Below are 22,419 nucleotides of genomic sequence, written 5' to 3'. Positions count from 1 at the left end.
CCCATAGGAGACCTCATGGCCACGGCCAACGGGGCCCCCGCCAGCAACATGGCGGCGGGCCGGACCTCGCACACCCTCAACCAGCTCGACGGACTCGACTTTGAGGACGCCGTACGCGCCGCAGAGAAGGCCCGGATCGCCCTCACCGGACCGTCCGGGTCAGGCAAGACTTACACCGCGCTGAGCATCGGAACCGGGCTCCTTCCCGAGGGCGGAACACTTGGGGTCATTGACACCGAGCGGGGTTCCGCATCGAAGTACGCCGGCCTGTTCACGTTCAAGACGATGAAGCTTCCCAGCTTCGAGCCGCAGGCCCTGATCCGGGCACTGGCCGTTGCTGCAGCACGCGGGATTGACGTCGTCGTCATCGACTCCCTGACGCACTTCTGGTCTGGCCGCGGTGGTGCCCTCGCGCAGGTCGACCAGAAGACGAAGAACTCCAGCTCGAAGAACGCCTTCACCACCGGGTGGAAGGACGTCTCCCCGCTGCTGCTGGACATGCTTGACGCGATCCTGTCCTACCCCGGGCACGTCATCACGACGATGCGGGTGAAGACCGAGTGGGTCATCCAGGAGAACGACCGGGGAAAGAAGGAGCCGACGAAGGTCGGGATGAAGCTCGACCAGCGGGATGGCATCGACTACGAGTTCGACCTCGTGGGAGCCCTGGATCAGTCGCACGTCATGTCCGTCGATAAGTCCCGGTACCCGACGATCGAGGTCGGGTCCCTGCACGACAAGCCGGACTTCTCCTTCGGGCAGACGATCGCTCAGTGGCTTGATGACGGTGAGGGCAACGCCCTGGGCGTCATGGACTACGCGCGCCTGGCCGTAGACCCGGAGCAGACACCTCAGCAGCTCCTCAACCTCCTTGCCGACGCCGAGGGCCGCGGACTTCTCGGGGCGGCCGTGCTGGACCTGTCCCGGCAGGCCACCTCGCTGGGAACCCTGATCCGGCTGATGGGGGCTGCCGCACGGGTGAAGGACCCCGCTACGGACCCGGATGGCATCCGCGCCCTGCGTCTGCGCATGGAGCAGAGTAACCAGCTCGGCCTCCTTGTTCCCGGCATGGACGGGTCGCCCACCACCCTCGGCGACCTCATCTCCTTCGTCCAGCACCAGGCCCGACAGCAGAACGCCCAGGGAGGCGACAAGCACAACACCGATCCCGCTGCCGGACCGGACCCCGTGGACCAGCTGCTGGCGCAGGTGCAGCGGCACTGGAACGACTCGACCGAGCTGACGAAGGACATGGCCGAGGCCGGTCGTCGCAACGTGGTGATGCGTGAGGTCGATGGGCCGCTCGGAGGGATGGTCAAGTTCGGCGAGATGGTGACCGCCCGCATCACGGAGCTGAAGGAGAAGGCCCGCCAGGCCGAGCTGAACGGCACAGAGAGGAGCGCCGCCTGATGTCTACTGCCTCGAAAAAGAAGGCCCGGACCGCCACGCATCGGCCGGCCGTGCGGCGTCGCCGGTTCCGTCACGACGACCTGGTTGCGGTCGACCTGTTCTCCGGCTTCGGCGGCCTGACCCGCGGTATCGAGATGGCCGGATTCACCACGATCATGGCCGCGAACCACAACAGCTACAAGGTCGAGGTTCACGAGGCAAACCACCCGGATGCAGAGCACTGGATCGCCGACCTCGTCGACCCGGAGGCGGCGGATTACCACTCCGCCCGGGATCTTCCCGCCGCGGATCTGTTGGTCGCGGGCGTCAGTTGCGTCAACCACTCGCAGGCCAACACGGTCAAGGCCTACGAGCAGGGCGCGACCCTCTTCGATCTGGAGGACCCCGACTACGAGGCCCGTGTCACGAAGTCCGAGCGGGACCGGGCCACCGCGAATTGCGTCTTGCACTACGCCGCCCAGCACCGTCCGCGGCTGATCCTCGTTGAGTGCACGACGGAGCTCACCTCTTGGGGTCCCGCGATCCCTGGCCGGCCGAAGGTCGGAGACGGCAGTACTTACCGGTGGTGGCTGAAGCAGTTCGACCTGATCAACTACAACCACAAGGTGCTGTACCTCAACAGCCAGTTCTTCGGAGTCCCGCAGTCACGGGACCGGGCCTACTGGGCGTTCTGGGACAGGTCCCTGCCCGCCCCGGACCTGGACCACCGGCCGGTGTCGCGTTGCCACCGCTGCGACAAGGACGTCGAGGCAGTCTGGACGTGGAAGACGGGCATCCCACCCACCGGGTCGGTGCGGTACGGCAAGCAGTACGAGTATCGGTGCCCGTCGTGCCGGACTCCGGTGGTTCCGCCGATGACGCCGTCGTTGGCTGCGCTCGACCTGACTGACCTCGGGACCCGGATCGGCGACAAGCCGGTGAAGACGTTCAAGGACGGCACGACTGGGCCGCTTGCCGCCGCGACCATGGCTCGCGCGGAGCGCTGCCGCCAGCGGTTCGCCGACTTCCCCGCGGTGCTGATGCCGGCGAAGGCCGTGCACGGCTCGGAGCGGCATCCGTGGCAGCCGATGTCGACGCAGACGAGCCAGCAGGAGACCTCGATCCTGTCGACGGGCCCGGTCACGCAACCGCTGTGGACGCCGTCGATGGCGTTGGCGGTGGACAACTACCAGGGCGTCCCGCGTGGTGCCGACGAGCCTCTGCCGACCCAGGTCGGTTCGGAGACCCTTGCTGTGGTGTCCTCCGGCATCGTCCCGTTCCGGAAGAACACCCTGCCGACGGTGCACGGTGAGGCGATGCCGACGTTCACGTCGGACCAGATCCCGGGGCTGCTCACGGCCGCGGGCACGATCGACCGGAGCGCATTCGAGGCTCAGCTCGCCGCCCAGTGGCGGGCCGCGCTCTCGGACCTGCCGCTGGAGAACTGCTTCTTCCGGATGATGAAGGCGCCCGAGGTCGGCCGCGGTTGCGGCTTCGACGTCGACTTCGCCAACCACAAGGGGAAGTTCATCGTCTGGGGTTCCGCCCGGAACCAGGTGGACGGGTTCGGGAACGCTGTCTCTCCGCAGGTCGGAGCCTGGATCGGGTCCCGGCTGCGGGCCATCGTCCACACCGCTCAGGATCGCAACCTGGCGACCGCCGCCTAGTTCCTCTGCCTGACCCCACCGCGGGGCCAACTCACCTCTGAAGGAGGCCCCGCCGTGGGCAACGTCGTCATGCCCTTCCTCTACACCGTTCTGGCGCTGAACGTCGCCGTGGTGGCGGTTGCCGCACTGCGGTACCGGAACCGGCGCCCGGGGAGTAACCCGGCCGCGTTCGTCCGGTACCGGCCGGACCAGCACCCTGCGGTCGTCTCGGCCGAGCACCTGGTCGCCGACACGTACCAGCGGATCGGGGACTTGTACGTACAGCCCACCACCGACCCGCGGCCCGCCCCGTGACCAGACATCCGTTCAGGAGGTGAGCACCGTGATTCCTGTCCTCGCCGCGGTGCTCACCACCGTGGCTGTGGCCGCCGGCGCGTATGCCTGGCAGCAGATCCGAACCGTGCGGCGCGCTCTCACCAGGGAGCGCGCCGCACGCCGTTTAACCGAGGCCGCCCAGCACCGGGACATGCAGGCGTTCCGCCGCCGTATCGACGCCGCGATCGCGGAGCAGCGGGTCCTTGCCGCCGCCGACCGGATCGTCGACGACGAGCTGGCCCGCACGATCCGCCACAACCCGAAGGAGGGGGACACACCATGACGACGCCGCTGATTGCCCGGCAGGCCCTGACCGACCACCCGCACTACCGGTACCGCGGCTGCGCCCCCGACCCGGACAACCCGCGCGCCGCGGCCGGCGACCCGGACGTGTCCGTGGATGCGTGGGCCCCGTACACAGGGGATGGTGCGGAGCCGCAGAAGGACCGGATCGCCCGGGAGAAGGCGGCGAAACGCATCTGCGGATGGTGCCCGGTACAGCTGGAGTGCCGCGCGTACGCAAACACGGAGATCGTGGAGCCGGGTTCGGGCGGGGCCCCGGATGTGGTGCGCTTGGCGGAGCCGGAAGGGGTGTGGGGCGGGCAGATAGCCCTCGAACGGCACCGGGCCCTGATCGCCCGCCGGGCCAGTGCTCCGGCTGTGACCGAGCAGGCGTTGACCGAGGCACGGTCGCCGCAGAAGCAGGCCGTGCTGCGGGCCCTGGCCACGGAGTTGTACGAGTCGAGGGTGGCCCGACGGGCTGGGATGGACGTCCGCCGCACCAACTGGCACCGCTCCGCGCTGTGCTCGCTCCTTGGCCTGGACAAGGACACCGCGACCCGCGACGAACTCCTCCTGGCCGCCGTCCACCACGGGCTGCTCCCGGCGAATCACCGGATCGTGTGGGACGGGCTCTGGCCGATCGCCGCCGCCCCGAACACCGACGGGTCCAGGCAGCGCCGTGTCGCCCCCGGCTTCCCGCTCACGCTCCTCACCCCCGCCCCGCGAACCCGCCGCCCCCGCAGGCGCAGCACCTCCCGCACCGGGCCCGCCGGCACCGACCCGGCCACCCACACCGGTGGCAGGCGCCTGCGTCTCGTCACCACCCCGACTGCCCCCGCCCTGCCCCTCCCCACCACGCTGGAGCCCGCCGCATGACCACCACACCCGACACCCGCCCCCCGGCCACCAACCCGGCAGTCGACGCTGCCGAGGCCGCCGCCGACCTGGCCCTCACCGCACGCTGCCAGTCCTCCGGGGACTACCTCGCCGGAATCGTCGCCAAGGGCATGCTCGACGCCGTCGGCGCCCCGAAGAAACTGCCCGAGCTCCTCTTCCCCGACATCGACCCCGACGTCGTCCGCCGGATCTGGGACGCCGCCCTGCCCGTCGGGTACCGGGCCGGGAAACTCGCCGCACGCCCCCGCTGGACACCCGAAGCCCTCGACCGGCTCCGGGCCGAGCTGCAGGACGCCGGGTACACGGCCATGGCCGGCCTCGCCGCCCGGTCCCGCACCGTCCACCCACCCCGACACCCCGCCGACGACGACACCCACACCACCCGCGGGGGCGACCGGTGACCAACACCCGCCCCACGCGCGGCCGTGGCCGTCCGACCGTGTTCGACACCGCCCTGCGCACCCTGTACCTGGACGCGGTCCGGTCCGGCATGTACCTCGGCGCCGCAGCCGACCACATCGGCATCCACCGCAACATCCCCGCGCGGGCCGCCCGCACGGACAGCGAGTTTGGCCAGGCCCTCACGGACGCGAAGGCCGAGGGGAGGAAGGCCCGGGTGGAGGATCTCGCGCATGGCGAGGCCCGGTACAACAACTACGCCTGCCGGTGCCGGAAGTGCACCCGGGCTGCGGCCAAGGGGCGGGCCGGCCGCCGGGCAGAGACCCAACCCGAGGAGGAGGTAGGCGAGTCGGGGCAGGTCCTCGACCTCCGAACCGGCGCGGAGTCCCCTATTCCTTTGCTGCTGCGGATTGCGTCGTGAAGTGATGGCGACCACTCCGAGCAAGATCACCTTATTTCAGGTGCATTTTTATAGGACACAACCGCAGGTCAGCCCACTCTGGGCGACGACCTGCCTATCTGACGACAAGTCCGATCAAAGACACGTTCGGCAAGGGGTGGGACAAGTGGCGGGTTCAACCGGTAGGCTCAGCCTGGCGCCAGACGACCACTCAGGAATGGGTCCGGTCGGACGGGGCCACCAAGACAACAGGAAAGCCCCCGCAGTTCTCCAGATGTTTGCCGCATCTGGTGCGGGGGCCGACCGACACCACACTCGCGAGAATGAAGGTGCCAGTTCTATGGCGAAGCGTACCCGGCCTCCCGGGGATACGGACAGTGGGACCTCGCAGACCGGCGTGAACATCACACCGCCGACGCAGCGCAGGAGCCCTGTCACCACTACCCACACCAGCGCATGAGCGCCCAGGGCGAACACCCCGCCCAGTACCTGCGCAAGACCGACCCGGACTTCGGCTGGGAGTTCTACGCCGAGGACTTCGTGTACGCGCGACTCCAGGAAGAGCTGACCGCCGCCAAGGAACTTCCGGCCGGCCCCGCCCGGGATCAGGCCGTGGATCGAGTCCTCTCTCTCCGGATGGCCGTCACGCAGCACGCCACGTACGTCGGCAAAGACGGCAAGAGCTGGGCTCGCTGCTTCACCTGCCACGGCTCGAACGGCTTCCCCTGCTCCACGATGCGCTTCTTCACGCGCATGTGGCGTCACCACCCCGCCTACCGGCCCGGGTGGAACGAGACCTGGGATCAGGCCACGGGCCCGAGCAACTGGACGCAGGACATGCTGCGCGTCGCCGAACGGGGCGGGTTCCGTAATGACTTCCTCGCCGAGCAGGCGCAGGAGCAGACCTCGCCCAGCAAGGGGGATCAGATGACGTAGTGACTTCCTAGGCGGGAGGTCCTTGGCCCCTTGGCGGGGGCACTTCCTCTACCGCTGGCCGCTGATGTTGGCGCATCGTGCGCGGCCACTTCCTACGGCTCGGTTTGGCGACCGAGCTAAGGCCCGACTCTCAGATCCGGTTTGGCGACCGGGGCCGAGCAGGTCGAGCGAACAACAGGTTCTGGCGAACCACCACCCGTCGAGACGGGCTTCTGCATTTCCATCAACCAAGGAAGGCAGCTACATAGTGCAGTACCGCACCCCTGCTTGTCAGCTTGAGCGCGCCCAGATGGGCGATTCGCGGCAAAAGTCCACCCCAGAAGTCGGCACGCAGTGCCCCGAAACTGCTACTTGGGCGCCCGTCAGTGCCAACCACATGGAGGTCGACACCACCGCCTCCCGGCACACCGGACCCCGGAACTGGCTCCGCTCGGTGGAGTGGCTCATCGCGGCCGGCCTCCACCCGAAGGCCAACCAGACCACCCTTGCCGTCGCCCGCGACCTCGCGAAGCGGATGGACTACTCGACCGGGCACGTCCGGTACGACCTCGAAGGCACCGCCGTCCGCCTCAACATCCACCGGTCCAACGTCGCCCGGCACGTGAAGTACCTGCGCCAGCTCGGCTCCCTCGCCTGGGCAGAGCGCGGTACCCGCCGCAACGTCCGCCGCACCCACGGGCTCGGCGGATACGCGGCCACCGCCACCGTGTACGCCGCTATCATCCCCGCCGTGTACGACCACGCCCTCGGCCACCAGATCATCGGCACCGGGTACGGGGCGCGCATCGTTCGCGACTATCGGCAGATGCCCGACACCCGCCCCACGGCCGCCCCCGACCGCCCTGTGGATAACGCCTCTTCGGGACCTGTGGACAACCCGGCTAAACGATCTCTTGCGACCCCTTCCCTTACCTCAGCTGATGAAGAGAGTCAGGTTCAGATGGTGGGGGGTGTAACTACTACCGCAGAGCGGCCGAACAAGACCGCTCCCACCTCCTCCTCGAAGATCCCGGCACAAGCAGGCAGCGACAAGAAGCGGGCCACCATCCTCGGCGCGACCATCACTGCCGCCGGTATGCAGCTTGGCGACAAACTCGCCCGCACCATCCGCCGGCACGTCCCCTGGACCCGCAAAGCCACCCACGACCAGCTGCGGTGGGTGTGCGCCGACATGGGCGAGCAGCAGTGGACCGACGACCAGGCCGTCCGGTTCGCCGCCGAGACCGGGCACCAGCACGCTGCCGGGTACGCCTGGCAGCCGGACCGCCCGCACCGCCTCATTGCCGCCGCTCTCCGTACCGCGACCGACAGCGTCCTCGAGGACCAGGAGCCCACCGTCGTGGAGGTCGACGAGGTGCAGTTCGTTGCGTGGGAGGACAGCACCGCGGGCAAGGAAGCCGCCCGCCTCGCCGCCCTCTTCGCCGCCATCCCCGCCCAGCAGCAGCCGGAACGGACCGACGAAGACCGCCTCCGCGCCCGCACCGACTGGAACCTGTGGCCCGAGGTCGCCCACCACTACGCCACCGACCCCGACGACGCCCTCGACCTGTACGGGGTGCGCCTGTGCACCTACGCCGTCCGCATGGACTCCCGAGAGGAGAGCTGGGCATGACCGAGCAGCCCACCGGGTCCGGCCGCGACCTCGCCCGCCAGGCCCTTGCCGCGTACAAAGCCACCGCCCCCACGGCACCGGCAGCCAAGCCGAAGCAGCGCCGCCGCACCCGCCGTACAGACCGCGGCACCGGCCGCGACCCGGTCGGCTTCGGCGCCCTTCTCGGCCAACTGAATGCCGAACAGGGCTGGGGCATTGGCCTGTCCGGCGGGAGCATTCTCGACCGGTGGGCGGAACTGTGCCCCAGTACGTCGGCCACATCGAACCCGCCGGCTTCGACCCCGAGCGCGGTCGGCTCGACCTCCGCCCCGGCTCCCACGCCTACGCCGCCCAGCTCCGGATCCTCGGCGGCCAGCTCGCGAAGCAGATCAACGACAAGGTCGGCACGGTCGTCGTCCGGTCCATCCGCATCCTGCCCGTGGGGGCGGTGACGACCGGCACCCCGGCCGTCGATCCCGTCCCGGCCGAGCCGACCCCGGCACCCGGCGGCCCGGTCCGTACCCGCGAGACCGCCTCCCCCGGCTATCACCGGGCCCTGGCCGCAGCCCGCGCCCACAAGCCCGACACCGTCACCAACCCCCACGTCCGAGCAGCCATCGACCGGCAGGACCAGGCGCTCGCTGACCCTCACCGCCGCGAGCCCGAGGCCGCGTTCACGGACGCCGTGGCCGCGCTCGAAGCGCTCACCGCGGGCCAGGCCGCCGACGGCCTCCAGGCCAGCATCCGCGCCGCCCTTGACCGGAAGCACGGCGGCGCCCAGCCCGTCCGCCGCGCCTTCGACGCCGCATGACAGAGACCAGGGGCAACGAACGACCGAACCTGCGGAAACGTGGACTGCAACTCCCCACCTCCCCCCCAGAGGAGACCGACGTGCACCGCTTCACCGTCGACTACAGCAAGGACCAACCCCAGGCCAGGGCCCTCCTGAATCGCGGCTACTTCCTGTACGACCTGCCCCGGCTCATTGCCCTCTGCCGCCTGCGTGGGCACCGGCCGATCGTGGACGGATACGACTCTGAGTACAGAACCCGTGACCGTGCACGGTGGGTGATCTGCGACCGGTGCGGCATCCGACCTCAGCCGCAAGGAACTCTGGACCCCGACGAGTGGACCCTCGGACAGCGATACACGGGCCACTTCACCAAAACCCGCCCTCGGGGGGTTAAGACCACGACACAGCTCGAGGACGCGACCTCAGTCCCACTGCCGGCGCCCGAGCCCGGCCCATGGCCGGAGCGCCCCACCAGTGCTATCGGTGCCCAGCTCATCATCGGCCGCGGCCTGGGCGGCCTCAGCATCCAGTTCAAGGTAGGCAATCCAGCGAGCGAGCAGGGTTTCGCTGCCCACATCAGCCTCGGACCGCTTGGCGCCCTCTACGTGCACACCGAGGACCACGGCCGCTGGATCCAACGCCGTCTCAACCATAAGAAGTGGGAATCCCGAGAGACCGGGCTGCGACTGGACAACGGACGCTTCAGCTGGCGGGTATGGGCGCCTCGGGACACCAGCAGCATCCACGACCCGTGGTGGATGCGAGGAGACCTGCACGTCGACCCCCGGCACTACCTGTACGGCCCGCACGGCGGCAACCGAACTGAACGCAGTGACAAGACCACAGCGGTGGTCTACCTGCCCGATGATACCCAGCACGACGTCACGCTGACCCTCGAGCGCTGGGTGCGCGGGCGTGCCCGCGGAAAGAAGACCGTTACCTGGGAAGCTGACTGGTCCTGCAGCGAAGGCATCCCGGTGCGGTTCGACCGGTCCGTCTACGGGGCCAGCATTGAGATAAGCGAGGAGGCGGCCACCTCTGAGCACTGGGCACAGGAAGCATGCGCCGCCATCGCCGCCCAGTGCATTGCCGATCGGATCCGCTACGGCTACATCGCTTCCGCGATCTGAGGCTGGGATACCCATGCACCGCAGCACCGCACGAATGGAACCTGCCATGCCCGAACTGCCCCAGCAGCAGACCATCAAGTCCAGGAAGATGCAGCCGCAGGCCCCGAAGCCCGCCTACCGCGGCTTGTTCCTCGAGCCGTCCTTGCCCGACCAGATGACCGAGCCCGAGGACGACGAGTAAGGCAGCGGCTGTTTTACGGCCGTAAAACTGACCTCATGCACAGCACCAGCCGGGCGCCCGGACAGCCGCGGCAGCCGAACGCGCGGCACCGAGTTTTACGGCCGTAAAACAGCTCCGACTCTCCCTCGGCCTTGTCCGACTCCGATCCGCTCGTCTGAGAGACTTCCCTCCGTCCGGAGTACCAGCACCATCGGGAAGTAATCGGAGACAGCAAGATGCCTCACATCACCGTGCTCTTGAACAGGAAGGGCGGGGTGGGCAAAAGCCTCATCACTGCCAACATGGGCGCAGTTCTCGCCGAGACCACCGGCAGCACCAGCGAGGACCCCACCGTCGCAGTCGTGTCGATCGACCCCCAGGCCACCAGCGTGGAACACGCAGAGAAGGTCCGGGCAGCCGGTCGCGAAGTCCCCTTCCGCGTCGTCAACGCCAGCGTCCGCAACATCGAGCAACTCCGTCGCCTGCGGCGAGCCAAGGCCGACCACATCCTCGTGGACACCCCCGGCTTTATGCCCCTCAACGAAGACGACGACGACGACGACGAGTCCATCGACCCGCTCGGCGACGGCGCTGTAGGCGACGCCCTGCGAGCCATCCTCGACGTGGCCGACGACGTCATCGTCCCCCTCGAAGCCGAAGGGGCCGCCTTCACACCCACGAAGGTCACCATCGAGCGCGTCCTCATCCCGCGGCAGATTCCCTACGGCGTACTCATCAACAACTGGGACCCCAGGGACGGCACAGCAGACCGCGACCGCACCATCAGCATGGTGAAGCGACGCGGATGGGACTTGTACAACACCAACATCCGCCACTACAAGCAGCACGCCCGAGGCATCATCAACGGCCGCTTCTGCACCCAGTACGAGCCCAACCACGCCTCGACCAAGGCCAAGCAGGACTTCGTAGCCCTTGCTCTCGAGCACCAGCTGCGTCGCCAGAAGTACGCAGGGGCACGGTAATGGCCCGCGACGAATTCGATGACTTCTTCGGCGACGACGACACTACGTCAGTACCGGACACCCGGGCCGACGGCCGGCTGTACCGAGTACCTGTCACCAGGCTCGCCCCGAACCTGGTCAACCCACGAGAAGACTTCGGCACCGAAGACGACCTGATCGACTTCGGGAAGAGCCTCCAACGACGGCAGAACCAGCCGTGCCCCGTGGTCAGCCGCATCGCCTACCTGAAGCTGTGGCCCGACCACGCCGACAAGGTCGGGAACGTCGACTACGTCCTCGTCAGCGGCGAACGCCGCTACCGCGCCGCTACCGCAGTTGGCCTCGCCAGTCTCAACTGCGTCGTCGACGACGCTTTCGCGAAGGACCGCAAGACGTTCATGGAGGCTGTCGTCTCCGAGAACGTCGACCGGCAGAACTTCGACCCTGTCGAAGAGGCATACGCCGTGAAGGCCCTCGTTGCAGAGTTCGGCTCCAACCGGGCCGTTGCCCAGCACTTCGAACGCGTCGACGGGTGGGTCACACAGCGGGTGCTGCTCACGCACCTGACCGGAGAAGTACAGGGCCTGGTGCGGAAGAAGACCATCCCGCTCGAGGTGGCCCGCTCGCTGGGCAAGCTGGCTCGCGACCATGAGTGGGGCGCGGCTGATCAGTTGGCATGGTGGGAGGCGGAGCAGGAACGCCGGGCTACTGCCGCAGCGGCCCGAGCAGCCGCCCGCAAGGCAGCCAAGCAGAGGACTGCCGCCAACTCGGAGAGCGCTCCTGCAGAACCGCTGAGCGCACAGCAGATTCCTGTAGAGGTTCCGGTCGCCGAGCTCGCGTATGCCGCGGCGCACGCGCAGCCGTCCCCCGCAGCTCCCAGCCCCGTGGCCGGTCCTGTTGTCGCCGAGCCGGTACCGGTGCCCGAGGTGCCGAGCCAGTCGCTGCCGGAACCTCGAGCCTCCGTCACCCCTGAGACCGCCCCCGCCGGTCCGGTTGAGGTGCCGGTCGCGGAACGTCGCCAGGTCAAGATGCCGTGGACCGACGGCCGGGAAGCCATGGACATAATTTTTCGGAAGCTGGACACGGCGGAGCGCCGAGCAGCTCTGAGCCGGTACTTCGAGCTCGTCGGGGGAGCCGAGGCAGCGGCTGCCGACTTCAAGGCAGCAGCCAGTCCCCAGTTCCGGACCCTGCTGGGCGAGCACCTCATAGACGGTCTGTAGCCCTGCTGACCCGCGGCCCCGTTTTCCGCCCCACCGGTGGGGAATGGGGCCGCTGGCATATCCGGCCAGTTCCGGCCGAATTCCCGTACCCTGCCCGGGTTTTTCGGTCACACGTCCGAGTGATCCTCAAGCAGACGTCTTCCCCATACACGCATTCTGTGGGTTGGGTGGAAGAGCTGACGCCCACACGGGCAGGCCGGCAGCGGGGGCACGGGTCTTCCCACCCGGGAGTCGCAGCACCCTGCCCCCGCACCCCTCACCACCAGAAACACCAAAGCCCTCCCGGCGCGGTGAGACCGCGGCCTACAATCCCCGTATCTGACGGGCACGCCCGTGAGGTCTCGGCCCCCGCGGCCGGCCACGGGATGTTGTCGGCAAACTCCGCCCCCTGGCCACGCCCCGGGGGCACTTCCATACCGTCACCCAGGCCCGGCAATACCCGCCCAGAAACTGGCCGGTACTACTCCCCCGCGAGTCACAGCCGAATCAAAACTTCGCCTCGCCTTACTAGGGATCTTCTGCAGGTGCCACAGTGGTACTCCCCGGTACGGCTACCGGCAGCCACCCGGGGGAGGCTGCACATACTGCGAGTGCGCGGCCGCCCTTCCCGATGCCGGAGGAGCGGAGACGCCCCATGCCCTCAGCAGCAGAACCCACCCGCCCCGGATCCGGCCCCCCGGGGGCACAGTCCCCCTCGTACGCCAGAGTCATCTCGATGCGCAAGCCACTCAGCCGAGTACGCGGGCGCCGGAGATCGGCCCCCGTTCCCGAACCCGCGGGGCCGCCCACCCCGCAGCAGCAGCTCGCCGAAACGATGGAAGCGATGTTCCTTGCGCGCGGGCGTACGCTCACGGACCCGCAGACCGCGGACGCGTACGCCATCACTCTCGAAGCGGTGCTCCTGATGCTTGATGGGGCACTCGCCGAGGGCGTGGTGGGGGAGCCGGCGCATGAGTCCCTGCGCGGCATGATCGGGGGAATGGCTGACTCACCGAACATGCTGTGAGCGCGCCGGCCACGAAGATCGGACATTGCGTGACGAGTCCGCAACAGTCCCGCACGCATCGTTGATCACTTGGCACTTTCTGTTCAACTCAGGTAATTCCCGTGCCAAACTGGGGCGTCCGGAATCACCCGGAGTGACAACCTCCGGCCACCGGCGCGCGCCCGCACGTGCACACCGTCACGTACCGCGCCCCCAGGCCGGAATACGGACGGGGACACCATGGGCCAGGCAGACGACACCACCGCACAACGACTCCGCCTCCTCCAGCGCGAGTTCGTCCAGCCCGGCAGCCGCGGCCCCGGGGACGGGCGCACAGCCACACAAGTCCACGCCCCCGCGCCGCTGAATATCGGCATCGTCGACCGCATCCGTGCCGCCGTGTACGAAGTCGAGACCCACACACGGGCTTCCGCGCCCGAAGCCGGCCGCTTCACCGGCGAGGCTGAACGTGTCTACGACTGGGCCCGCCAGCACACCGCCCACCTCGAACCCGAACGCCAGGCCGTCCGCGAGGCCCTGATCTACCGGCAGGGACTTGAGCACGCCATTGCCGCCGGAGACACCGACGTCGTCACCCGCCACCCCTGCCCCGGCTGCGGCTGCTGGGGAATGTACTGGGACCGGAATGAAGGGGAGGCGTTCTGCGTGAATCGGTATTGCGTGGACGATGCCGGACTGTCCCGTACCTGGTCGCTCGCGCACATCGCCCAGCAGCACGTTGCCCGGCTAAAGAGTTTGAAAAGTCAAGCAACCTGACCACCCTCCGGCAGGTCTACCACCCGTCACCACACATTCATCACATCCCCCATAGCCGGACTCACTACCTCCACTAGTGCGTCCACCCGTAATCGGCCGCCGGAGCTGCGAACGATGGCCGTCGAGAGCGGAGTCCTGCATGGCCATCACCAGCCTCACCCCCTACAGCGCGCCCAGCGACCTGATGAACCTCAAGGAGATCTGTGAACTCCTCAAGGGGACGGGCCACCCCTTCTCGCAGTCCACTGTCCGCAGGTGGATCGAGCAGGAGGAGATCCCGGTCCAGCACTGGGGCCGCAAGCGGGTCTTGTACGTGTCGTACTCCGACATCTTGATGGCACACCGGAAGGCCGTCGCCCAGCGCGAAGGCTGACGCCGGCCCCGTAGCCCCTCACTCTCCAGCCCGGAGGTGGGGGGCTTTCTCATGCCCTCACTCTGAATCTATTGCGTGCGCAATGGAATATGAGTTAGTCTGGCGTAGCCGACAACGGCCAACCCCCAAAGGGAAGGCCGGAGTTACCCATCCCAGGAGCGCCGCCATGAGCGTGATCAGCCATGCCCGCACACACCCCGCCACCATCAACTACGGCGACCTCACCGCGGACCAGCAGACCCGCTTCGACGACCTCATGGACCAGGCCGACAACACCGCCTCCGCCACCACGTACGACGCACTCATGGCAGCCGCCATCGCCATAACCGGCATCCGCACCCCCCGGCACAGCGAAATCCTCCTCTGCGCCTGCCCCTGCACCTGCGGCTGCATCTTCGACGCCCACGACCCCGACGCCCTCCCCACCGAACAGCCCGACGGCTACAACCTCGGCCGCCTCCAGTGCCCCGACTGCGCCGACGCCCACCCCCGGCCCATCGAGGACTGACCCTCAACTCCCCGGCCCCGAGTCGAGCACCACACCTGATGGGTGCGCAGTAGCTCCCCGGGGCCGGGTGCCCAGCCACCACGCACGCCGAACCCGGAGGCACCCCATGAACCTGCCCCGTACCAGCACCGGAACCATCCTCGACGTCGCCGGCCAGCTCCTCAGCTACTTCGGACTCGAGCGCGACAGCCTCGTCACCCCGGCCCGCGAAGCCCTCAGCATCGAAGCCGCCCTGTTCCGCGCCGTCACCGGACGCATCCCCACCGCCTTCACCCGCGACCCGAAGACCGCCGAACTCCTCCTCGAGACGAACGAGCCCACCCAGGACGCCCTCCGCTGGATCTCGGCCGTACTCCCCACCAACGCCCCCCACGACCCGGACACCGGCATCGACGACCACCTCGAGCACATCCGCACCTGGGTGACGACCGCCGACTTCTTCACCGGCGCCCTTCCCGAGCCCTTCGAGGTCCTCCGAGTCCTGGACCGCGCCAAGCAGGCCGCCGAGACGCTCACCGCCGTACCCGCCCAGCGCGAAGCCGCCTGACCACCCGCCCGCACCATCGCCCAGATCGGAGCACCGCCATGAGCATCCTCACCATCGCCCTCAACACCCTCGACGACCCCCGCGACCCCGACCACGCCCACGGCCGCGCCACCGCCTACGACGCCATCCACGACGGCACCCCCCTCAACACCCTCGAAGATCGCCTCGCCTGGATGGAAGACCCCACCGTCTCCGGCACCACCTACACCGCCGCCTACCTCGCCGGCTACCGCGCCCAGATCACCGACTGGCGGGCCTACGAATACGCGATGCGCACCGCCATCACCCACAACACCGACTACTGGAACGAGGCCACCCGATGAGCGACAACGAGGCGATGCAGGCCCTGTCCGACGCCGGGGCCGTCTGCGGCAACTGCGGCGACGAGCCCGGCGACCGGACCTGCCCAGACTGTGAGCGCTGCTACCAGCGGTACGCGGCCGCCCTTCGCGCAGCCGGATGGGCACCCCGCGCCGAGGTGCTGGCCGACCCCATCGAGACCGAGTACGGCATCCGCCTGACCCCCGACGGACCCGAAGCCGAGGTCCTCAACTACGCAAGCGCTAGCCGCGCGGTCGTCGAGGACAGACTGGCGCGCCACCGTACCGGCTACCCGGACGCACACCTGCTCCAGCGGACCGTGCGTCACGGCAAGTGGACGGACGCCCCCCAGGACTGACAGCTGCCTCCCCCGCCCGTCTCGCACGGGCAGGGCCGAGGGGAGCCGGACAGCCCACACACCCGAACCCGAGAGGAGGACCCATGACGGACGAAAACGACCCGCGGATCAGCGACCTATGGCGCGGACAACGAACCCCCATCCTGCAGCTCTGGGCCACCTTCAGGACCATCGGCGCCCAATACTTCATCCGCCACGGCCGCCAGCACGCCATCCAGATCCGGTTCTACGACGTCAACGGACAGCCCATCGTCCTCGAAGAAGCCCTCATCCCCGAGAGCGCCTTCGACGACCTTCTCCTCGCCCTGCGCGACCTGCGCGACCGGCGCATCAAGGAGAACGAACAGCAGGGCTGGCTCGATCAGTACCGCGCCGACCGCGACATCAAGTCCATGCACAGCGGGGGCGTCGTCTCACGCAAGGACCCCGACAAGGCGAAAGCCGCGATCCGCGCCGGCTACGCCGAGGCCGCACGCCGCGCCATCCAGCCCGACAGCCCCTTCCCCGAGGAGACCACCACCTCGTGACCTGGCCGCCCACCGCACCCGCACTCATCGCCGCCGTGCTCGGGCTCATCGCACTCGCCATGATCTGCGCCTCCCAGCACGGCCACGGCACCACCAACCCCAACCCGCAGGACCCGCCGGACGGAGAACACCCGTGAGCCGCAAGTCCAGCACCAAAACCCGCACCCGCACCGCCCCGAAGCTGGCCACCACCAAGCCCACCCCAGCGGTCCTCCCCGTCCGACCCGCACGGCCCGACTTCCTCGCCGAAGCCCAGACCGCCGCCTACCACGCCGCCCTCCTCGCCAACCTTCCCCAGCGCCGCATACAGGACTGGGCCCCCACCCCCGGCGGCGGCGCCCACCTCCTGCTCTCGTCCGGCACCCGCCTCCAGCACCTCCCCGGCACCGACATCCCCTTCACCGTCCTCACCCCCTGCGCCCAAGGCGCCACCCACACCACCCCCATCAGCACCCGCGCCCACCTCGACCACGCCGCCCAGGCCGCCGCCCACTGCACCGACCTCCACGGCCGGCCCCGCACCCTCACCCTCCACCAAGCCGCCACCACCAACGCCGACACCCAAACCCTCGACACCACAGCCCTCCGCAACAAGGCCGCCGACGACCAGCCGAAGGAGCACCCCGAGCCGTGATCGACACACCCCGCGAATTCTGGATCCGCATCGACCCCACAGGCTGCGTCACCGGCTCGGTGCGAGAGAGCGCCGTCGGCCCCCTCGCCGAGGACGCCCACAAGGAGTTCACCCCCCGCATCGCCAACCGGCGCAAGGAAGCAGCCGCCGGCTGGCGACACGAACTCATCGGCCGCGACGAGTGGACCCGCCGCGCCGAACCCTGCCTCCTCGGACGCTGCGGACACCACAAGGCCACCAGCGCGGCTACGGGAGGCGCGACCAATGGCTGAGACCCACGACCAGACGTACATCGCGATCCTCAGCGGCCAGCTCGCCCGGACCAACCGCAACGCCCTCGTGCTTGCCGAGAACGGCACCAACCAGCTCGGCCGCCCCTACCCCGAACACCCCGGCTACCGCATCTGGAACGGCAACCTCTGCCGCGTCGGCCACCACGACCACGACCCGTTCGTCCTCGAAGCCGACGCCATCCTCCCCGGCCATGTGTCCGTCGCTCACGCCGAACACCGGTACGCCCGACTCGACGACCAAGGCAACTGGACCCGATGCCCCGAAGGCATTGAAGGAGCCATCCCCATCACCGTCGCCCTCGCCAAAATCCACAGCCCGGACAACGAGCCCCGGTGACCGAGTACGAGATCTCCTGCCTCGGCAAAACCCGCTTCCCCAGCCGAAGCACAGCCCGCCGCCGAGCCCGGCAGATACACGGCCAAGGCGGAACCAACCTCCGCGACTACCGCTGCAACTTCTGCAACGGCGTCCACCTAGGCCACAGACCCGGCCACGCCACCTACACCCGCGACACCCCATACGGACCACGCCCCATACAGGAGCTCACCCCATGACCCTCACGACCGAACAGGTCCGATACGTGCCCCGAGATCCCTGGAACACCGTCATCGGCATCGACCCCTCCCTCACCGCCACCGGAATCGCCAGCAGCAACGGCTGGTGCCAAGTCGTCGGCTGGACCGACAAGAAGAACCCCATCACCGGCCTCCCGCACCAGGCCCGCCGCGAAGCCCTACACGAAGTCCGCCAACTCGTCACCGACACCATCGGACGACCCGACCTCGTCGTCATGGAACTCCCCGCCGTATCCCGCGCCGGAGGAGGAGCCCACGAACGCGGCTGGCTCTGGTGGGAGATCTACAACTACCTCGGCTCCCTCGAAATCCCCACCGGCCTCCTCTCACCCAACCAGCGCGCCCTCTACGCCACCGGCAAAGGCAACGCAGGCAAAGGCGCCGTCATCGACGCCATCGCCCGCCGCTTCCCCGACTGGGCCACCGACGGCAACGACAACGCCGCCGACGCCGTAGCCCTCATGGCCGCCGGCTGCGACTGGCTCGGCCACCCCCTCGCCCCCATGCCCCAGACCCACCGAGCCGCCATCACCAAAGCCATCTGGCCCGACACCCTCACCGGAGACCCGTCATGACCACCCAGACCCCCACGAAGCGCCGTCTCATGAGGCAGGCCGTCAGCCTCGCCCCTGAGTTCAACTGGCGTGTCCGGGCTGCCTGCCAGTGGATCGATCCGGAACTGTTCTGGCCGAAGGGCGAGAGCAAGCCGGCCCGGCTGCAGGCCGAGCAGGCAAAGGCGGTGTGCGCGAAGTGCCCCGTCGAGCAGCAGTGCCTGGCGTGGGCGCTGGAGACGCGGCAGGACACCGGGGTGTGGGGTGGCAAGTCGGAGCGGGAGCGGCGCGCCATTCACCGCCGGAAGAACCGGTCGTACGGGCGGGGTGACGTGTCGGCGCTGGAGCAGATCCTGACCGAGCGCATGGACCTGTTCGAGGCTGCCCAGGGGCGCGGGTTGGCGCCGATCGAGATTGCGCGGGAGCTCGGGACGAACGTGCAGACGGTGAACAACGTCATCGCGGTCCTGGCCGAGCGGGAGCAGCTCGACAAGGTATCCGAGGAGGTGGCGGCATGAGCCGGGCGATTCCTCCTCACGGGCACCACAACCGGTACGCGTACGGGTGCAGGTGCACGCCGTGCACGAAGGCGGCTTCGCGGGCTGACGCTGAACGGCGATTGGACCGCATGGCTGGTCGGCCCCGGAAGGTTCCTGCGGGCCCTGTTCGGGAGCACATTCTCAAGCTCCTGGAGCGGGGACTGTCGATGGAGCAGATTGACCGGGAGAGTGCTGTTTCGGTCACGACGGTACGGCGCCTGATCAATGGCCAGGCCAACCTGAGCCGTGCGAACGCCGAGAAGATCTTGCGGGTTCCGCTCACCGTTCGGGTGAGTCTCGGGGATGTGCCGGCCCTCGGTGCGATGCGTCGGGTGCGTGCCCTGTACGCGCTGGGTCACTTCAACTGGGAGATCGCGAAGCGTGCGGGGGTGTCACGGGACACCGTGTCGTACCTGGCGGCCGGGAAGTGGCAGACGCTGAAGGTCGGCGCTGACAACGGGATTCGGGCCGCGTACGACCAGTTGTCGATGCGCACCGGCTCGTCGACGAAGACCCGGTTGTTGGCTGAGCGACAGGGGTGGGCGCCGCCGTTGGCGTGGGATGACGACACGATCGATGCCCCGGCCGCGGTACCGGACCTGGGCGAGGAGGTGCCCCGGTTCGTTGAGCTTGCCGAGAACGGGTTCGAGCTGGAACAGCGGCAGGGATACACCCGCGAACAGGCCGCGGAACGGCTCGGCGTGACGAAGGACGCCCTGCAGAAGTCCATGGACCGTTACCGGGCCGCCCAGTCGGAGCCTGGCGCCTCGGGCGCGTACGTGACGCGTGAACGAATCATGACCCAGAACCAGATGGAGGAAGCAGCATGAGCGGCGAGACCGTGATCACTGTTTGCGGCAATCTCGTGGACGAGCCGGAGTTGCGCTGGACTCCGGGTGGTGCCGCGGTGGCGAAGTTCCGGGTGGCATCTGTGCCGCGGACGTTCAACAAGGACACGCAGCAGTGGGAGGACGCGAAGGACGGCCTGTTCCTGACGTGCTCGGTGTGGCGGCAGGCGGCCGAGAACGCGGCGGAGAGCCTGCAGAAGGGCATGCGGGTCATAGTGCAGGGCCGGCTGAAGCAGCGGTCGTACGAGGACCGTGAGGGCGTGAAGCGCACGGTGTACGAGCTGGATGTCGAAGAGGTCGGGCCGAGCCTGAAGAACGCTACGGCGAAGGTGACGAAGGCGGCCAGCGGTCAGCGTCCGGAGGTGCGGGAGGCGGCGCGTCGTCAGGGTGCGGTGTCGGCTGAGGATCCGTGGGCGCAGGGCGCGCCGGCTGGTGGCCAGCAGGGCGGCGGCTGGGGTGGTGGCTACTCGGACGCGGCGCCGTTCTGAGCCTGGCGTACGCGGCAGGGGTCCGGTCCTTCGGGGTCGGGCCCCTTTGTCGTGGGTGGGGTGGCAGCCAATCCGTCATATCCCATTGCGAATGCCATGGAGTATGGGTACTCTGGCAGAGCCGACAACAACCCAGACCAACGGGGGCCACCATGCAGGACATCCGACTCCTCGACCCCGACGGCTACACCGTCCCCGGCACCGTCCAGATCAACGTCCCGGACGCTAACGCCGAGAAGGTTCGCGACCACCTGCTGAACGACGTCGCCCCCCAGCACGCCAAGGACTGGGCGGACTTCGGCTACGACGCCCGCAACTACCGCGTCGCCTGAACCACCCTCACCGGTCTCCCCACACCCCCCCAGGGAGGCCCCGGGCCGCGGTCCCGCCCCCCATTCGGGACCGCGGCCCCACCCCGCCACTGACCAGACCGCCCAGGAGGGCACCGTGAGGATTCGCCCCGACGTTGCCGAGCTCATCCACCAGGGCTTCAACAACGCCTACATCACGAAGCGCTGCGGGGTGTCCGGGCAGCACGTCACGGCCGCGCGCCGTCGACTCCAGCGCCCCAACGCCCCTGAACGGCGTGACGTGACCGCCCTGGAGCGCCTGTACGCGGAGGCTGTGCCCACCGGCCGTGTCTACGACTACCGGCCCCCGTCGGGCCTCATGCCGCTGTCGAAGGCTCAGCAGGCCGCGAACCGGGCGACGCTCCTGGCCGCGCTGCGCGGGGAGGAAGCGGCATGAGCAAGGTCGCCCACCACATATGGCTGAAGGCCCGCGGCCTGGTTCTTGCCGTGCTGGGTGTGGCCGCCGCGTACGCCCTGTCCCTGGCCCTTGACGGGCTCGCGTGGCAGGCCGGCCTCGGCCTCATCGCCTTCCTCACCACGGTCCTGACCGTCGGCGTCTTCGCCTTCCGCATGCACCCCGACGACGCACTTGAGGAAGCCGCCACCGCTGTACGGGCCGTGCTCGCGGTCGCGTTCGCGATCGTCGTCCTCACCGCCACGTTCCTCACCGCCCTAACGGGCAGCCCCAGCCCCACCACCTGAAAGGCCAGCCCATGACTGCGCGCGACGACCTGTACAACTACGCCGACGACGCCCACCTCGGTGGCGAGCACCTCGACCGCGTCGAGATGGCAACCCCGACATTTTTCAAGCCCGGACACCTGTATGCCGCTCGCGTGGGGCGTCCCGAAGGGCGTGAACGGTCCCGCTTCCTCTGCGAGTCCGTCACCACCGACGAAGTCACGGGCGAACCCGTGGCGCACGGTCAACACGGAAGGCTTCGAACTGCCGACCAGCAGTGGATTTGGACGCCCAACCCTCGCACCTTCGACGACTGGCGCGGAGGCTCCTGGACCGACATCACGGACGAGACCTCATGACCGCCCCCAAGTCCTGGCCGTTCGGCACCGACGCCGACCGCGACGACCCGCTGACCGCCCTGCGCGTGCCGGTAGTCGGCAGCTTCAACCCGCAGTGGAAGTACATCGCCGCCTACCTGAAGCCCGTCACCGGCGGTCCGGACTACCTCAAGGGCCCGCCCTTCGGCAGCAACGAACGCCCCACCGACCACGAGGCCCGCATGATCGCCTCGTTCATCCAGGAGTACCTGCAGCACTGGTTCCGTGAGGGATACCAGCGCAAGCTCGCCGAACGCGCCCTGGACGTCGACAGCGGCGCCAACACCACCGTCTTCATCAAGTACGGGCCCAACGACTGGGGGTACCGCCTCTGCTCGTGGATTTCCGGGCCGACGTTCGTACCGGAGCCGCCCACCTTTGCCGACCGAAAGCCGGGCCCGCTGACGCTTGAGCAGGTCATGGACCGCCGCCACACGATTGGCAGCGAGGAGCCGATGAAGCACTGGCTGAACTGGAAAACCGCGCACCCGGAGACGTTCCCCGCCCTCACCGGCACCGCCCCGACCACCACCTGAAAGGCCACC

At 68.7% G+C, this 22,419-nt stretch carries 34 protein-coding genes and 1 pseudogene; all 35 read left to right on the top strand.

Annotated features, from left to right (window positions below; translation table 11 throughout):
• The first annotated feature begins 15 nt into the window (after positions 1–15).
• The 35 genes and pseudogenes from AB0L71_RS28515 (at position 16) to AB0L71_RS28345 (ending at position 22,410) form a co-directional block, all read left to right on the top strand.
• Positions 16–1,410 carry an ATP-binding protein gene (locus AB0L71_RS28515; RefSeq protein WP_365248244.1) on the top strand — a complete coding sequence of 465 codons (1,395 nt, stop codon included), beginning with the start codon at positions 16–18 and terminating at the stop codon, positions 1,408–1,410.
• On the top strand, positions 1,410–3,056 hold the full coding sequence (locus tag AB0L71_RS28510) for a DNA cytosine methyltransferase (RefSeq protein WP_365248242.1): 1,647 nt from the start codon (positions 1,410–1,412) through the stop codon (positions 3,054–3,056). Before AB0L71_RS28515 ends, AB0L71_RS28510 begins: the two co-directional genes overlap by 1 nt.
• A 54-nt stretch (positions 3,057–3,110) precedes the next feature.
• Positions 3,111–3,350 (top strand): hypothetical protein, encoded by a 240-nt coding sequence (locus AB0L71_RS28505; RefSeq protein WP_365248240.1) that lies wholly within the window; start codon positions 3,111–3,113, stop codon positions 3,348–3,350.
• 28 nt (positions 3,351–3,378) lie between these two features.
• Positions 3,379–3,654: a hypothetical protein gene (locus AB0L71_RS28500; RefSeq protein ID WP_365248238.1), complete on the top strand. Its 276-nt coding sequence runs from the start codon at positions 3,379–3,381 to the stop codon at positions 3,652–3,654.
• A complete protein-coding gene (locus tag AB0L71_RS28495) occupies positions 3,651–4,529 on the top strand; it encodes a hypothetical protein (protein WP_365248236.1) in 879 nt (292 codons plus the stop codon). Before AB0L71_RS28500 ends, AB0L71_RS28495 begins: the two co-directional genes overlap by 4 nt.
• Positions 4,526–4,951 carry a hypothetical protein gene (locus AB0L71_RS28490; RefSeq protein WP_365248234.1) on the top strand — a complete coding sequence of 142 codons (426 nt, stop codon included), beginning with the start codon at positions 4,526–4,528 and terminating at the stop codon, positions 4,949–4,951. The genes AB0L71_RS28495 and AB0L71_RS28490 overlap by 4 nt, the downstream gene beginning before the upstream one ends.
• Entirely contained in the window at positions 4,948–5,370 is a 423-nt protein-coding gene (locus AB0L71_RS28485; protein WP_365248232.1) for a hypothetical protein, read from the top strand. The genes AB0L71_RS28490 and AB0L71_RS28485 overlap by 4 nt, the downstream gene beginning before the upstream one ends.
• A 435-nt stretch (positions 5,371–5,805) precedes the next feature.
• Positions 5,806–6,285, top strand: coding sequence for a hypothetical protein (locus AB0L71_RS28480; RefSeq protein WP_365248230.1), 480 nt, complete (start codon positions 5,806–5,808; stop codon positions 6,283–6,285).
• Positions 6,286–6,661: 376 nt separating this feature from the next.
• A complete protein-coding gene (locus AB0L71_RS28475) occupies positions 6,662–7,897 on the top strand; it encodes a hypothetical protein (RefSeq protein WP_365248228.1) in 1,236 nt (411 codons plus the stop codon).
• Positions 7,898–8,123: 226 nt separating this feature from the next.
• On the top strand, positions 8,124–8,687 hold the full coding sequence (locus tag AB0L71_RS28470; protein WP_365248226.1) for a hypothetical protein: 564 nt from the start codon (positions 8,124–8,126) through the stop codon (positions 8,685–8,687).
• Between the two features lie 80 nt (positions 8,688–8,767).
• Positions 8,768–9,799, top strand: coding sequence for a hypothetical protein (locus AB0L71_RS28465; RefSeq protein WP_365248224.1), 1,032 nt, complete (start codon positions 8,768–8,770; stop codon positions 9,797–9,799).
• 46 nt (positions 9,800–9,845) lie between these two features.
• Positions 9,846–9,980 (top strand): hypothetical protein, encoded by a 135-nt coding sequence (locus AB0L71_RS28460; protein WP_365248222.1) that lies wholly within the window; start codon positions 9,846–9,848, stop codon positions 9,978–9,980.
• Positions 9,981–10,195: 215 nt separating this feature from the next.
• Entirely contained in the window at positions 10,196–10,942 is a 747-nt protein-coding gene (locus tag AB0L71_RS28455; protein ID WP_365248220.1) for a ParA family protein, read from the top strand.
• On the top strand, positions 10,942–12,141 hold the full coding sequence (locus AB0L71_RS28450) for a hypothetical protein (RefSeq protein ID WP_365248218.1): 1,200 nt from the start codon (positions 10,942–10,944) through the stop codon (positions 12,139–12,141). The genes AB0L71_RS28455 and AB0L71_RS28450 overlap by 1 nt, the downstream gene beginning before the upstream one ends.
• A gap of 715 nt (positions 12,142–12,856) precedes the next feature.
• Positions 12,857–13,147, top strand: a complete 291-nt coding sequence (locus AB0L71_RS28445; RefSeq protein ID WP_365248216.1) for a hypothetical protein — start codon at positions 12,857–12,859, stop codon at positions 13,145–13,147.
• A gap of 219 nt (positions 13,148–13,366) precedes the next feature.
• The gene (locus tag AB0L71_RS28440) at positions 13,367–13,903 is read left to right on the top strand and encodes a hypothetical protein (RefSeq protein ID WP_365248214.1); all 537 of its coding nucleotides are present in this window, start codon (positions 13,367–13,369) and stop codon (positions 13,901–13,903) included.
• 139 nt (positions 13,904–14,042) lie between these two features.
• Entirely contained in the window at positions 14,043–14,276 is a 234-nt protein-coding gene (locus tag AB0L71_RS28435) for a helix-turn-helix domain-containing protein (RefSeq protein ID WP_365248212.1), read from the top strand.
• A gap of 166 nt (positions 14,277–14,442) precedes the next feature.
• Entirely contained in the window at positions 14,443–14,784 is a 342-nt protein-coding gene (locus AB0L71_RS28430; protein WP_365248210.1) for a hypothetical protein, read from the top strand.
• A gap of 106 nt (positions 14,785–14,890) precedes the next feature.
• The gene (locus tag AB0L71_RS28425) at positions 14,891–15,331 is read left to right on the top strand and encodes a hypothetical protein (RefSeq protein ID WP_365248208.1); all 441 of its coding nucleotides are present in this window, start codon (positions 14,891–14,893) and stop codon (positions 15,329–15,331) included.
• 38 nt (positions 15,332–15,369) lie between these two features.
• Positions 15,370–15,654, top strand: a complete 285-nt coding sequence (locus AB0L71_RS28420) for a hypothetical protein (protein ID WP_365248206.1) — start codon at positions 15,370–15,372, stop codon at positions 15,652–15,654.
• Positions 15,651–16,010 carry a hypothetical protein gene (locus tag AB0L71_RS28415; protein WP_365248204.1) on the top strand — a complete coding sequence of 120 codons (360 nt, stop codon included), beginning with the start codon at positions 15,651–15,653 and terminating at the stop codon, positions 16,008–16,010. Before AB0L71_RS28420 ends, AB0L71_RS28415 begins: the two co-directional genes overlap by 4 nt.
• Before the next feature lie 83 nt (positions 16,011–16,093).
• Entirely contained in the window at positions 16,094–16,537 is a 444-nt protein-coding gene (locus AB0L71_RS28410; protein WP_365248202.1) for a hypothetical protein, read from the top strand.
• Positions 16,534–16,674, top strand: coding sequence for a hypothetical protein (locus tag AB0L71_RS28405; protein WP_365248200.1), 141 nt, complete (start codon positions 16,534–16,536; stop codon positions 16,672–16,674). The genes AB0L71_RS28410 and AB0L71_RS28405 overlap by 4 nt, the downstream gene beginning before the upstream one ends.
• Positions 16,671–17,171, top strand: a complete 501-nt coding sequence (locus AB0L71_RS28400) for a hypothetical protein (protein ID WP_365248198.1) — start codon at positions 16,671–16,673, stop codon at positions 17,169–17,171. Before AB0L71_RS28405 ends, AB0L71_RS28400 begins: the two co-directional genes overlap by 4 nt.
• Positions 17,168–17,443, top strand: a complete 276-nt coding sequence (locus tag AB0L71_RS28395; RefSeq protein WP_365248196.1) for a hypothetical protein — start codon at positions 17,168–17,170, stop codon at positions 17,441–17,443. Before AB0L71_RS28400 ends, AB0L71_RS28395 begins: the two co-directional genes overlap by 4 nt.
• Positions 17,436–17,801 (top strand): hypothetical protein, encoded by a 366-nt coding sequence (locus AB0L71_RS28390; protein WP_365248194.1) that lies wholly within the window; start codon positions 17,436–17,438, stop codon positions 17,799–17,801. Before AB0L71_RS28395 ends, AB0L71_RS28390 begins: the two co-directional genes overlap by 8 nt.
• 214 nt (positions 17,802–18,015) lie before the next feature.
• Entirely contained in the window at positions 18,016–18,615 is a 600-nt protein-coding gene (locus tag AB0L71_RS28385; protein WP_365248192.1) for a hypothetical protein, read from the top strand.
• Positions 18,616–18,644: 29 nt separating this feature from the next.
• Positions 18,645–18,896, top strand: a pseudogene (locus AB0L71_RS28380) (WhiB family transcriptional regulator); the annotation flags it as partial.
• Positions 18,897–19,105: 209 nt separating this feature from the next.
• On the top strand, positions 19,106–19,960 hold the full coding sequence (locus AB0L71_RS28375) for a helix-turn-helix transcriptional regulator (RefSeq protein ID WP_365248190.1): 855 nt from the start codon (positions 19,106–19,108) through the stop codon (positions 19,958–19,960).
• Complete coding sequence (locus tag AB0L71_RS28370) at positions 19,957–20,466, top strand: single-stranded DNA-binding protein (RefSeq protein ID WP_365248188.1); 510 nt, start codon at positions 19,957–19,959, stop codon at positions 20,464–20,466. Before AB0L71_RS28375 ends, AB0L71_RS28370 begins: the two co-directional genes overlap by 4 nt.
• A gap of 152 nt (positions 20,467–20,618) precedes the next feature.
• Positions 20,619–20,798, top strand: a complete 180-nt coding sequence (locus tag AB0L71_RS28365) for a hypothetical protein (protein ID WP_365248186.1) — start codon at positions 20,619–20,621, stop codon at positions 20,796–20,798.
• A 115-nt stretch (positions 20,799–20,913) separates the two neighbouring features.
• Complete coding sequence (locus tag AB0L71_RS28360; RefSeq protein WP_365248185.1) at positions 20,914–21,213, top strand: helix-turn-helix domain-containing protein; 300 nt, start codon at positions 20,914–20,916, stop codon at positions 21,211–21,213.
• Positions 21,210–21,518: a hypothetical protein gene (locus AB0L71_RS28355; protein ID WP_365248183.1), complete on the top strand. Its 309-nt coding sequence runs from the start codon at positions 21,210–21,212 to the stop codon at positions 21,516–21,518. The genes AB0L71_RS28360 and AB0L71_RS28355 overlap by 4 nt, the downstream gene beginning before the upstream one ends.
• 11 nt (positions 21,519–21,529) lie before the next feature.
• Positions 21,530–21,856 carry a hypothetical protein gene (locus AB0L71_RS28350; RefSeq protein ID WP_365248181.1) on the top strand — a complete coding sequence of 109 codons (327 nt, stop codon included), beginning with the start codon at positions 21,530–21,532 and terminating at the stop codon, positions 21,854–21,856.
• Positions 21,853–22,410 (top strand): hypothetical protein, encoded by a 558-nt coding sequence (locus AB0L71_RS28345; protein WP_365248179.1) that lies wholly within the window; start codon positions 21,853–21,855, stop codon positions 22,408–22,410. Before AB0L71_RS28350 ends, AB0L71_RS28345 begins: the two co-directional genes overlap by 4 nt.
• The last annotated feature ends 9 nt before the right edge of the window (positions 22,411–22,419 follow it).

The organism is Streptomyces sp. NPDC052052 (assembly GCF_040680455.1).
GTDB lineage: Bacteria > Actinomycetota > Actinomycetes > Streptomycetales > Streptomycetaceae > Streptomyces.
Note: the sequence above shows the minus strand (reverse complement) of the source record. Positions and strands in the feature narration are given on the sequence as shown.